Below are 14,192 nucleotides of genomic sequence, written 5' to 3' on the forward strand. Positions count from 1 at the left end.
CGACGTTGTGCGGTCTTCCTGAGACTGATGTAACCCTTGATGACACCTCGCCTTGCGCCTCCCATCCCCCCGCTAATTTTTCCCTCTCCGGTTCGTTTTATAGGGACGACGTGCCTTTGTGCTTCCTGCCTATTGCTCCGGACTCCAAGAAATGAATGCTGAAGACTCCTTGAAACTTGCTCGCCGGTTTATCGGGTTACCCCTGGAAAAACGCCAACTGTTCCTGCAGGCCTTGCAGAAAGAAGGCGTGGACTTTTCCCGGTTTCCGATTCCGGCAGGGGTGCAAGTGGAGGATCGCCAGGCGCTGTCCTACGCGCAGCAGCGCATGTGGTTTCTCTGGCAATTGGACCCGGCCAGCGGGGCCTACAACCTGCCGGGTGCCGTGCGGCTCAAGGGCGCGCTGAGCCTGGATGCGCTGGAGCAGGCGTTTGCCAGCCTGGTTGCGCGCCACGAAACCTTGCGCACCGTGTTCCAGCGCCAGGCGGATGAACGCCTGTTGCAGGTGGCGGCCGACACGTCGTTGACCGTCGAGCAACTCGATCTGAGCCACCTGGCCCTCGCCGAGCGTGAAGAGGCCGTCAACGCCGCTGCGACCCGTCAATCGCTGCTGCCGTTCGACCTGGAAAACGGCCCGCTGCTGCGCGTGCAACTGCTCAAACTCGACGCCCAGGAGCACGTGTTGCTGCTGACCCTGCACCACATCGTCTCCGACGGCTGGTCGATGAACGTGCTGATCGACGAGTTCATCCGCTGCTACGACGCCCATGAGCGCAGCCAGGCCCCACAATTGCCGGCCTTGCCGATCCAGTACAGCGACTACGCCCTGTGGCAGCGCCGCTGGCTCGAAGCCGGCGAGCAGGCGCGTCAGCTGGAGTACTGGCAGGCGCGCCTGGGTGATGAGCACCCGGTGCTGGAGCTGCCCACCGACCGCCCACGCCCGGCCATGCCGAGCTATCAGGGCACGCGCCATGATTTTGCGATCAACCCGCAGCTGGCCGCGCAATTGCGCACCTGTGCGCAAAAGCACAACGTCACCCTGTTCATGCTGTTGCTCGGTGCCTTCAACGTGCTGCTGCATCGTTACACCGGGCAGGGCGATATCCGCGTCGGCGTGCCGATCGCCAACCGCAACCGCACGGAAGTCGAAGGCCTGATCGGCTTTTTCGTCAACACTCAGGTCCTGCGCACCGAGCTGACCGGGCAAACCCTTGTCACTGAGCTGCTGCAAAGCATCAAGGAACACGCACTGGGCGCCCAGGCTCATCAGGAGTTGCCGTTCGAGCGGCTGGTGGAAGCGCTCAAGGTCGAGCGCAGCCTCAGCCATACGCCGCTGTTTCAGGTCATGTACAACCACCAGCCAGTGGTGGCCGACATTGCCGGCGTCAGCACCGCCTCCGGCCTGGAGCTGGCGCTGGTGGAGTGGCAAGGCCGTACCACCCAGTTTGACCTGACCCTCGACACCTATGAAAAATCCGGCACCCTGCACGCCGCGCTGACCTACGCCAATGACCTGTTCGACGCGCTGACCATCGAGCGCATGGCCGGGCATTGGATCCGCCTGTTGCAGGCCATGGTGGCGGACGGCACGCAGCGTATCGGCGAGTTGCCGATGCTGGCCGCAGATGAACAGCAATTGCTGGTCCACGCGTGGAACCAGACCGCCGAGGCGTACCCGACCGAGCGCGGCATCCATCACCTGATCGAAGACCAAGTGCAGGCCACGCCCGACGCGCCGGCGCTGGTGTTCGGCACCACGACGCTGACCTACGCCCAGCTGGATGCGCGTGCCAACCAGCTGGCCCATGCCCTGCGCGAGAAGGGCGTAGCCCCGGACGTGCTGGTCGGAATCTGCATCGAGCGCTCCATCGAAATGGTGGTCGGTCTGCTGGCCATTCTCAAGGCGGGTGGCGCCTACGTTCCGTTGGATCCTGAATATCCCCAGGAACGCCTGGCCTACATGATCGAGGACAGTGGCATTCAGTTGTTGCTCAGCCAGCACAGCCTGTTGCCAGTGCTGCCTGTCGAGGGTATCCAGGTGATTGCCCTGGACCAGCCTGCCAGTTGGCTCGATGGCTACAGCGCCGAGTCGGCAAACGTCCCCCTTCACGCGCTGAACCTGGCCTACGTGATCTACACCTCGGGCTCCACCGGCAAGCCCAAGGGTGCCGGTAACAGTCATCGCGCACTGGTCAACCGCCTGTGCTGGATGCAGCGGGCCTACGGTCTGGATGCCCGCGATGCGGTCCTGCAGAAAACCCCGTTCAGCTTCGACGTCTCGGTGTGGGAGTTTTTCTGGCCGTTGATGACCGGCGCACGCCTGGTGGTCGCGGCCCCTGGCGAGCATCGCGAACCGGCCCGCCTGATCGAGACGATTGGTCGGCACGGCATCACCACGCTGCACTTCGTGCCCTCGATGCTCCAGGCGTTTATCCATGAGCCCGGAGTGCAGGCCTGCACCAGCCTCCAGCGCATCGTGTGCAGCGGCGAAGCCTTGCCGCTGGATGCGCAATTGCAAGTGTTTGCCAAGTTGCCTCAAGCCGGGCTGTTCAACCTCTACGGCCCGACCGAAGCGGCCATCGACGTCACCCACTGGACCTGCGTCGACGAAGGCGCCGACAGCGTGCCCATCGGCCGTCCAATCGCCAACCTCGGCACCTACGTGCTCGATGCCCAGCTCAACCCGGTGCCCGCTGGCGTCAGCGGCGAACTCTACTTGGGCGGCATTGGCCTTGCCCGCAGTTACCACCGGCGCCCGGCGCTCACCGCAGAACGTTTTGTGCCCAGCCCCTTCGGTGACGGCGCGCGTCTGTATCGCACGGGCGACCGCGTGCGTCAGCGGGCCGACGGGGTGATTGAGTACCTTGGCCGTCTCGATCACCAGGTCAAGCTGCGCGGCCTGCGGATCGAGCTGGGTGAAATCGAGACACGCCTGATGCAACACCCCTCGGTGCGCGAAGCCGTGGTACTGGTGCAGGGTGGCAAGCAACTGGTGGCGTACCTGGTGCTGGAGGACACTGCGCCGGTCGACCTCAAAGCCTGGCTGCTCAGCAGCCTGCCCGAGTACATGGTGCCCAGCCATATGGTGCCCCTGGCCAAGCTGCCCGTGACCGCCAACGGCAAGCTCGACCGCAAGGCCCTGCCATTGCCGGATGTCGCGCCACAGCAGGCCTTTGTCGCCCCGGAAAACGACCTGCAGAAAGCCGTGGCGGCGATCTGGAGCGATGTGCTGGGTGTGGAACAGGTCGGCCTGGACGACAACTTTTTCGAACTGGGCGGCGATTCGATCATCTCCATCCAGGTGGTCAGCCGTGCGCGCCAGGCGGGTATTCGCCTCAGCCCACGGGACCTGTTCCAGTACCAGAGCGTGCGCAGCCTGGCGCTGGTGGCGACCTTCGAGCAGGCGACTGCTATCGATCAGGGGCCGGTGACCGGCGAGGTGATCCTCACGCCCGTCCAACACAGCTTTTTCGAGCAGGCGATCCCGGCGCGTCAACACTGGAACCAGTCGTTGCTGCTGACCCCGCGTGAAGCCCTTGAGCCCGCGCGCCTAGAGGCCGCCTTGACTCGGTTGATCAACCACCACGACGCCCTGCGCCTGCGTTTTGTGCAGCAGGCAGACGGTTGGCGACAAGCTCACGCCGAGCCGGTTGCCACCGCGTCGTTGTGGCAATCCCAGGTTGCTGACGAGGCCGAGTTGGCCGCGCTGTGCGACGAGGCGCAACGCAGTCTCGACCTCGAACAGGGCCCGCTGCTGCGCGCGGTCCTGGCCGTGATGGCCGACGGCACCCAGCGCCTGCTGCTGGTGGTGCACCACTTGGCGGTGGACGGTGTGTCGTGGCGCATCCTGCTCGAAGACTTGCAACAGGCCTATCGCAACGCCGCGTTGCCAGCCAAGACCAGCGCCTACCAGCTGTGGGCGCAGCAGTTGCAGCGCCATGCACAGACGCTGGACGAGCAACTGCCGTATTGGCAAGCGCAGACCGCGAGTGCCGATCTGCCGTGCGACAACCCCCAGGGCGGCCTGCAAAATCGCCTGGGCAGCCTGCTGGAGATCCGTCTCAGTGCCGAACACACTCGGCAACTGCTGCAAGATGCCCCGGCGGCCTACCGCACCCAGGTCAACGACCTGCTGCTGACCGCGTTGGCACGGGTCATCAGCCGCTGGAGCGAACAGCCCGCCGCGCTGATCCAGCTGGAAGGCCATGGCCGTGAAGACCTGTTCGACTCGGTTGACCTGAGCCGCACCGTCGGCTGGTTCACCAGCCTGTTCCCTGTGCGCCTGCACGCCGATGGCGAGCTGTCGGCGGCGATCAAATCGGTGAAGGAGCAACTGCGCGCCGTGCCGCACAAAGGCATTGGCTACGGCCTGTTGCGCTACCTCGGCACGCCTGACGCCCGCGAAGCGTTGTCAGCCTTGGCCGCGCCACGCATCACCTTCAACTACCTGGGCCAGTTCGACCGCCAGTTCAATGAGTCGGCGCTGTTCGTCCCGGCTACCCAGGGCAGTGGCCAGGCCCAGGACCCGCAGGCGCCGCTGGCCAACTGGCTGACCGTGGAAGGGCAGGTGTATGGCGGTGAACTCGCTTTGCAGTGGGGATTCAGTCGCGAGATGTTCGACGTGGCGACGGTCCAGCGCCTGGCCGATGACTACAGGGCGGAACTCCAGGCCCTGATCGAACACTGTTGCGCCACGCCGGCGGGGCAGGTCACGCCTTCGGACTTCCCTCTGGCACGCCTGACCCAGCAGCAACTGGACGGCTTGCCCATCGCCGGGCCGGCGATTGCCGATCTCTACCCATTGTCGCCGATGCAGCAGGGCATGTTGTTCCACACCCTGTATGAGCCTGAGGCCGAGGCTTACATCAACCAGTTGCGCCTGGACATCGAAGGCTTGGACCTGCTGGCGTTCGGCCGTGCCTGGCAAGCCGCGCTGGACCGCCATGACATTCTGCGCAGCAGCTTCCACTGGCTTGGCCTGGACAGCGCCCATCAGGTGATCCAGCGCCAGGTCGATGTGCAGTTGCATGTGATCGAAGACATCGACGCCGACTGCGATGCGCTCGCCGTGGCCGAGCGCGAGAAAGGTTTCACACTGAATGCAGCGCCGCTGTTTCGCCTGATGCTGGTACGCGGTGCCGGTACGGCCTGGCACCTGATCTTCACCAGCCACCACATCCTCATGGACGGCTGGAGTAACGCGCAGTTGCTGGGTGAGGTCATCGCTCATTACGCCGGGCACGCCGTGCCAGCGCCGCTGGGGCAGTTCCGCGATTACCTGGGTTGGCTGCATCAGCAAGCTTCGGGCGAAGCGTTCTGGAAAGCCACTCTGGCACCGTTGCAAACGCCCACCTTGCTGGCGCAGGCGCTGCGTGTACCGACCGAAGGCAAAGGCATGGCTGAGCATCGGGTGCTGCTGGGCGACGACTTCACGCGTGCTCTCGGCGAGTTTGCCCGCCGCCACAAAGTCACCCTCAACACCGTGCTTCAAGGCGCCTGGAGCTTGTTGCTGCAGCGCTATACCGGGCAGGACTGCGTGGCCTTTGGCGCCACGGTCGCGGGGCGCTCGGCACCGTTGCCGGGAATCGAACAGCAACTGGGCCTGTTCATCAACACGCTGCCCATTGTCAGCGCGGCCTCGCCAGCGCTGTCGGTGGCCGGTTGGCTGAGCGAACTGCAAGCGCTCAACCTGAGCCTGCGCGACCACGAACATGTGCCGCTCTACGACATCCAGGGCTGGGCGGGGCAGCAGGGCGCTGCGTTGTTCGACACCTTGTTGGTGTTCGAAAACTTCCCGGTGGCCGAAGCCTTGAAACAAGGCGCGCCCGCCGGCCTGACGTTCGGCCGCCTGCACAACCATGAGCAGACCCACTATCCGCTGACGCTGGGGATCGAGTTGGGCGCCAGCCTGCGCCTGGAGTTCGGCTACGACCAGGCCCGATTCAGCGCGCAGCAGGTTGCTCGACTGAGCGGCAACCTGCATCACCTGCTGGTGCAGATGCTCGCAGACGCCCAGGCACCGCTTGGCAACCTGCGCCTGCTCGACGCCGCTACTCACCGCGACGTGCTCGCCCATAGCCGGGCGACCGGTGCCGCCCCGCGCCAGCTGCGCGTGCACGAACGTATCGCCGCCCAAGCTGCCGCCACACCTGACGCGCTGGCGGTACAAGCGGGCGACGCGCGCCTGAGCTACGCACAGCTGAATGACCACGCCAACCGTCTTGCCCATCGCCTGCTGGCGCTGGGTGTTGGCCCAGGCCAGCGCGTCGGCCTGGCGGCCCGACGTGGCCCGCAGTTGATCGTCAGCCTGCTGGCGGTGCTCAAAAGCGGCGCCGCCTATGTGCCGCTGGACCCGAACTATCCGACCGAACGCCTGGCCTACATGCTGGCGGACAGCCGCCTGGACCTGCTGCTCAGCGAAACCGGGCTGCTGGCCGACCTGCCACTGCCCCAAGGGCTGGCGCGTTTGGACTTCACCGCGTCGGGCGCAGAGTTGGCCGACTACCCGTCGACCCCTCCCGCCAACCATGCCGCCGCTGCCGACCTGGCCTATGTGATCTACACCTCCGGCTCGACCGGGTTACCCAAGGGCGTGGCTATCGACCATGCCGCCCTCAGCCAGTTCTGCGACAGCGCCGAGGCTTACAGCCGCTTGAGTGCTTCTGATCGCGTGCTGCAATTTGCGACGTTCAGCTTTGACGGCTTCGTCGAGCAATGCTACCCGCCGCTGTGTGTGGGCGCGGCGTTGATCATGCGCGGCGATGAGTTGTGGGATGCCGGGCAACTGGCCCGCGAAATCGTCGAGCAGGGCGTGACCCTGGCGGACTTGCCGGCTGCGTACTGGTATCTGCTCGCCAAGGAATGCGCCGTCGACCGACGCACCCTGGGCAACCTGCGCCAGGTCCACGTGGGTGGCGAGGCGATGTCGGTGGAAGGGCTGCGCGCCTGGCATACCGCCGGCCTGGGTGGCGTGCGCCTGGTCAACACCTACGGGCCCACCGAGGCCACCGTTGTGTCCAGCGTGCACGACTGCCAGTTGGCGGACGCCAGCGATGCGTTTGGCGTGCCGATTGGCCGGGCCATCGAAGGCCGTGCCTTGTATGTGCTGGACAGTGGTTTCGAACTGCTGGCCAGCGATGGCGTGGGCGAGCTGTGCATCGGCGCCGAGCACGGCCTGGCGCAATGCTATTTTGACCGCCCGGCGTTGACCGCCGAGCGCTTCCTGCCGGACCCGTTTTCCGCCGTGCCGGGTGCACGGCTCTACCGCAGTGGCGATCTGGCCCGTTACAACGAGGCGGGTGCGCTGGAGTACGTCGGGCGTATCGACCATCAAGTGAAAATTCGCGGTTTCCGCGTGGAAATGGGCGAGATCGAAGCCAGCCTGCAAGCCTTGCCGTCGTTGCGTGAAGCGGCTGTCATCGCGCAACCGAGCGCGACGGGCACGCAATTGGTGGCGTATGTGGTGCCCGTTACGGCGCAGACGCTCGACCCGCAAGCATTGGCGGCCACCTTGCGCCAGTCCCTGCCGGACTACATGGTGCCGGGGCAATGGGTCATCCTTGAGGCCTTGCCGTTGAACAACAACGGCAAGCTTGACCGTCGCGCATTGCCGGCGCCGGACCTGAATCAAGCGCGCCAGGCCTACCTGGCGCCGCAGAATCCCCTGCAATCGCGATTGGCCGTCATCTGGCAAGCAGTGTTGCAAGTGGAACAGGTGGGCCTCAACGACCACTTCTTCGAACGCGGCGGCCATTCGTTGCTGGCGACCCAAGTGGTCTCGCGGGTGCGTCATGACCTGAAGCTGGAAGTGCCGTTGCGCGCACTGTTCGAACAACCGACGCTGGAAGCGTTCGCAGTCGCTTGCGCCGGGTTGCAGACCGCCCCGGCGCTGCCGCTGGTGGCGGTGACGCGGGACCAGCCGCTGGCGCTGTCGTTCGCCCAGGAGCGCCAATGGTTCCTCTGGCAACTGGACCCGACCAGCGCGGCTTACCACGTGCCGAGTGCACTGCATCTGCGCGGACGCTTGGACGTCGCGGCGCTGGAGCAGGCGTTCCAGGTTCTGGTGCAGCGCCATGAGCCGCTGCGCACCACCTTTGTGGAAGAGGGCGAGCACACCTGGCAAGTGATTCATCCGCGCCTGGCGATGCCGATCGAACGCCAGCGGGTCGTGGCCTCGGCGATCGAGCACGCGGTGGCGCAGGAAATCCAGCGTCCGTTCGACCTGGTCAATGGCCCGCTGATGCGCGTCAACTTGCTGGAGGTCGAGGCCGAGCACCATGTGCTGGTGATCACCCAGCACCACATCATCTCCGACGGTTGGTCGATGCAAGTGATGGTCGACGAGCTGGTGGCGCTCTATCAGGGCCAGGCTGAGTTGCCTGCGCTGCCGATCCAGTACGTCGACTATGCCCAGTGGCAACGTGACTGGATGGCGGCCGGTGAAAAACAGCGCCAACTCGACTACTGGCGCACCCGTTTGGGCACCGAGCATCCGGTGCTTGAGCTGCCGCTGGATCATCCGCGGCCGGCGCTGCAAAGCCATCGTGGCGCACGCCGGCAAGTCCAGCTCGACAACGCGCTGGTCGCTGAGCTCAAGGCGCTGGCCCAGCGTCAGGAAGTGACCCTGTTCGTGCTGCTGCTAGCGTCGTTCCAGACCTTGCTGCATCGCTACAGCGGCCAGTCCCGGATCCGTGTCGGCGTACCGATCGCCAACCGTAATCGCCTGGAAACCGAGCGCCTGCTGGGCTTCTTCGTCAACACCCAGGTGCTGCAAGCCGACGTGCACGGGCAGATGGCCTTCGACCAATTGCTCGCCCAGGTCAAGCAGCGGGCCCTGGACGCCCAGGCGCATCAGGACCTGCCGTTCGAACAACTGGTCGAAGCCCTGCAGCCGGAGCGCAGCCTTAGCCATAACCCGCTGTTCCAGGTGATGTTCAACCACCAGGACAACCTGCGTGCGGCCCCGCTGCAATTGCCGGGCCTGGACCTGCAAGCGGTGGATTGGGCCGGGCACAGCACCCAGTTTGACCTGAACCTGGAGACCGAAGAGTCCGCCGAAGGCCTGTGGGCGTCCCTGACCTATGCCACCGACCTGTTCGACGCCACCACCGTCGAGCGCCTGGCCGAGCACTGGCAAAACCTGTTGCGCGCCGTGGTGAACGATGCGTCCCAGGCCGTGGATGAGCTGGCGATGCTCAGCGCACCGCAATGGCAACAGATGGTCGAGGCCTGGAACGACACGTCGGTGGATTATCCCCGCGAGCGTTGCGTGCACACGCTGTTCGAGGCCCGGGCCCTGGCACAACCGGACGCGCTGGCGCTGCAGTTCAAGGGTCAGGCCCTCAGCTACGGCGAACTCAACCGTCGCGCCAACCGCCTGGCCCATCGCCTGATTGCGGCGGGCGTAGGCCCGGACGTGCTGGTGGCGGTGCATGTCGAGCGTTCGCTGGACATGGTGATCGGCCTGTTGGCGACCCTCAAGGCGGGTGGCGCGTATGTGCCGCTCGACCCGCAGTTCCCGGCGGACCGCTTGGCCTTCATGCTTGAAGACAGCCGTGCGCGAGTGTTGCTGACCCAGTCGCACCTGGACGGCAGCCTGGCGCACCCGCAGGGTGTGCAGGTGCTGATGGTCGAGGCGGATGACAACGCCGCCGAGCACGACCCGCAGGTCAACGTCACGCCGGAACACCTGGCCTACGTGATCTACACCTCCGGCTCCACCGGCACGCCCAAGGGTGTGATGGTGCGCCACGAGGCGCTGTGCAGTTTCACCTGCGGGATGGCCGGCACCCTGGACATCGGTGCTGACGCCCGCGTCTTGTCGCTGACCACCTTCTCGTTCGACATCTTCGCCCTGGAGCTGTACGTGCCGCTGACGGTCGGCGCCACCGTGCTGCTGAGTGGCCAGGAACTGGCCCTCGACCCCGAAGCCATCATCGACCTGGTGCACAGCCAGTGTGCCAACGTCCTGCAAGCCACGCCGTCGACCTGGCGCATGCTGCTGGAGAGCCCGCGTGCCCAGCTGCTGCGCGGTATCAAATGCCTGTGCGGCGGCGAAGCACTGCCGTCGGACCTGGCCCAGCGCCTGCTCGACCTGCAAGGCCCGCTGTGGAACCTCTATGGCCCGACGGAAACCACTATCTGGTCGGCAGCCCATCGTCTGCACGAGGCCCAGCCTTTGGTCGGGCGGCCTATCGCCAATACCGCGTTGTTCATCCTCAATGCCGGCTTGACCCCAAGCCCGGTGGGCGCGGCCGGTGAGTTGCTGATCGGCGGCGTCGGCCTGGCGCGCGGTTACCACGAGCGTCCCGCGCTGACCGCCGAGCGATTTGTGCCTAACCCGTATGGTGCGCCGGGCGAACGCCTGTACCGCACCGGCGACCTGGCCCGCTACCGCGCCGACGGTGTGGTGGAGTACATCGGCCGGGTCGACCATCAGGTCAAGGTGCGTGGGTTCCGTATCGAACTGGGTGAAGTCGAAGCCTGCCTGCGCGAGCAGGCCGGTATACGCGAAGCCGTGGTCCTGGCCGACAACGATCGTTTGATCGCCTACCTGGTCAGTTCCGCGCCCGACGCGCCGGAGGTCTACAAGGCGGCCCTGCGCGAGCGCCTGCCGGACTACATGGTGCCGGCGCACCTGATGTTCCTCGACAGCCTGCCCCTGACCCCCAATGGCAAGCTTGATCGCAAGGCATTGCCGGCGGTGGACGCGGCGCTGTTGCGCACCGGGCATGTGGCGCCCGTGACGCCGCGTGAGCAGCAGGTCGCGGCCATTTGGGCCGACGTGCTGGATCTGCCGCAGGTCGGTCTCGATGACCACTTCTTCGAACTGGGTGGGCATTCGCTGCTGGCCACACGGGTAGTCTCGCGGGTTCGCCAGGCACTGGCGCTGGAAGTGGCGCTCAAGACTCTGTTCGAACACCCGCTGCTGGGTGACTTCGTGCAGGCCTTGGGCGAGGAGGGCGTGGTTGCGCCGGCCTTGCTCAAGGCTGACCGCCGCCAACCGCTGCCGCTGTCCTACGCCCAGGAACGCCAATGGTTCCTCTGGCAACTGGACCCACACAGCACCGCGTACCACATCCCCAGCGCCTTGCGTTTGCACGGGCAGCTTGACCTGGGGGCGCTGCAACGCAGTTTCGATACCTTGCTGGCGCGCCATGAAAGCCTGCGCACCCATGTGCGCCAGGACGCCGCCGCTACCGTGCAGGTGATTGAGGACTCGGGCCTGATCGAAATCGACCTGGCCGACACCGATGAAGCCAGCCTCAAGGCACGGGTCGCTGAGGTGGTCGCGCAGCCGTTCGAGCTGCTGCGCGGGCCGCTGCTGCGGGTCAAACTGCTGCGCCTGGCGGCTGATGATCATGTACTGGTGCTGGTGCAGCACCACATCGTCTCCGATGGCTGGTCGATGCAACTGATGGTCGAGGAACTGGTGCAGCTGTATGCCGCCTTCAGCCAAGGCCACATGCCAGACTTGCCAGCCTTGCCGATCCAGTACGCCGACTACGCCCTGTGGCAGCGCAACTGGATGGAGGCCGGCGAGAAGGCCCGCCAACTGGCGTACTGGCAGGCCCAGTTGGGTGGCGTGCAGCCGGTACTGGAGTTGCCTTTCGACTACCTGCGCCCGGCGGTACAAAGTCACCGTGGCGCACGCCTGGGAATCGAGTTGCAACCGCAACTCTTGGCCGGTTTGCGCCGCTTGGCCCAAGGCGCCGGTGTGACGTTGCCGATGGTGCTGTTGGCGTCCTACCAGGCGTTGCTGCACCGCTACAGCGGCCAGGAAGACGTGCGCGTGGGCGTGCCGATTGCCAACCGCAATCGCCTGGAAACCGAGGGGCTGATCGGCTTCTTCGTCAACACCCAGGTGCTCAAGGCCGATATCCACGGGCAGATGAGTGTCGTGCAACTGCTGCAACAGGTACGCCAGCGCTCTCTGGAGGCCCAGGCCCACCAGGACCTGCCGTTCGAGCAACTGGTAGAAGCCCTGCAACCCGAGCGCAGCATGAGCCTGAGCCCGCTGTTCCAGGTGCTGTTCAACCATCGCGTAACCTCGGCTGCCCATCACCTGCAGCGCCTCACCGAACTCGATGTCGAGGTGCTGAGTTGGGATGAAGGCGTGGCCCAGTTCGACCTGGCACTGGATGTGGAGGAAAGCCAGGCGACCCTGCGGGCTTCCCTGAACTACGCCACCGACCTGTTTGCGCCCGCCACGATTGAACGCATGGCCGGCCACTGGCAGAACCTGTTGCAGGCGATGGTCGCCGACCAACAGCAACCCATCAGCCAACTCAACCTGCTGGGCCAGGACGAGCAACACCACATTCTTCAACTGTGGGACCAGACCGACGCCGGCTTCTCGGCCAAGCGTCTGGTCCACGAATTAGTCGCCGACCGCGCCCGGGAAAACCCGGATGCAGTCGCGGTGAAATTCGACGCGCAAACCCTGAGCTACGGCGAGCTGGATCGCCAGGCCAATCGCTTGGCCCATGCATTGATCGCCCGTGGCGTCGGCCCCGAAGTGCGCGTGGCGATTGCCATGCCGCGTAGCGCCGAGATCATGGTGGCGTTCCTGGCGGTGATGAAAGCCGGTGGCGTCTACGTGCCGCTGGACATCGAGTACCCGCGTGATCGCCTGCTGTACATGATGCAGGACAGCCGCGCGCAGTTGCTGCTGACCTACACCCGTGCCTTGCAGCAACTGCCGATCCCCGACGGCCTTGATTGCCTGGCAATTGATCGTACCGAGGAATGGGCAGGCTTCAGCGACACGGCACCGCAGGTGAAACTGGACGGCGACAACCTGGCCTACGTGATCTACACCTCCGGCTCCACCGGCATGCCCAAGGGCGTAGCGGTGTCCCACGGCCCGTTGGTGGCGCACATCATCGCCACCGGCGAGCGTTATGAAACATCCCCGGCCGATTGCGAACTGCATTTCATGTCGTTTGCCTTCGACGGCTCCCACGAAGGCTGGATGCACCCGCTGATCAACGGCGCCAGCGTGCTGATTCGCGATGACAGCCTGTGGCTGCCGGAGTACACCTACCAGCAGATGCATCGCCATCACGTGACCATGGCCGTGTTCCCGCCGGTGTACCTGCAACAGTTGGCCGAACATGCCGAGCGCGACGGTAACCCGCCCAAGGTTCGTGTGTATTGCTTCGGCGGTGATGCCGTGGCCCAGGCCAGCTATGACCTGGCTTGGCGCGCACTCAAGCCGACCTACCTGTTCAACGGTTACGGCCCGACGGAAACCGTGGTCACGCCGTTACTGTGGAAAGCGCGCAAGGGCGACCCCTGCGGAGCCGTCTACGCGCCGATCGGCACGCTGCTGGGCAACCGCAGCGGCTACGTGCTGGACGCGCAACTCAACCTGCAACCCATCGGCGTCGCCGGCGAGTTGTACCTGGGCGGTGAGGGCGTGGCCCGGGGTTACCTGGAGCGTCCGGCCCTGACCGCCGAACGCTTTGTGCCGGACCCATTCGGCAAGCCCGGCAGCCGTGTGTATCGCAGCGGCGACCTGACCCGTGGCCGCCCGGATGGTGTGGTGGATTACCTCGGTCGCGTCGACCATCAAGTGAAAATCCGGGGCTTCCGTATCGAGCTGGGCGAGATCGAAGCCCGTCTGCGCGAACAGGACAATGTCGGTGAAACCGTCGTGGTGGCCCATGAAGGCCCGACCGGCAAACAACTGGTCGCCTACGTGGTACCGGCAGACACCCTCCTGGCCGATGAAAGCGAGTTCCGCGACAGCCTGCGCCGCGCGCTCAAAACCCACCTGCCGGACTACATGGTGCCGACGCACTTCATGTTCCTGGCACAAATGCCGCTGACCCCCAACGGCAAACTCGACCGCAAGGGCTTGCCCGAACCGGACGCGAGCCTGTTGCAACAGGCCTATGTGGCCCCCGAAACCGAGCTGGAACAGCAGATCGCCGCGATCTGGGCCGACGTGCTGCGCCTGCCGCAGGTGGGCCTGAACGACAACTTCTTCGAAGTGGGCGGCCATTCCCTGCTGGCGATCCAGATCACCTCGCGGGTCCAGGCCGAACTGGGCCTGGAAGTGCCGTTGCTGGAAGTGTTCCAGACCGAAACGCTGCGCGCCTATGTACAGGCCGCCGCCACCTTCCGCGCCGGCAGTGCGGAAGATTTTGATGACCTTCGTGACTTTTTGAGCGAACTAGAGGCGATTTGAC

Annotated in this window: 1 protein-coding gene; it reads left to right on the top strand. The window is 65.3% G+C overall.

From position 1 onward, the window contains the following. Positions 1–151: 151 nt before the first annotated feature. The gene (locus PF1751_RS11135) at positions 152–14,191 is read left to right on the top strand and encodes a non-ribosomal peptide synthase/polyketide synthase (protein ID WP_044287022.1); all 14,040 of its coding nucleotides are present in this window, start codon (positions 152–154) and stop codon (positions 14,189–14,191) included. Position 14,192: the final 1 nt, after the last annotated feature.

The organism is Pseudomonas simiae, from assembly GCF_000934565.1.
GTDB classification, from domain to species: domain Bacteria; phylum Pseudomonadota; class Gammaproteobacteria; order Pseudomonadales; family Pseudomonadaceae; genus Aquipseudomonas; species Aquipseudomonas simiae.

What these genes read in the sequence shown, in the direction of transcription:
- PF1751_RS11135 (WP_044287022.1), top strand. Translation starts at nt 152, where the DNA reads ATGAATGCTGAAGACTCCTTGAAACTTGCTCGCCGGTTTATCGGGTTA.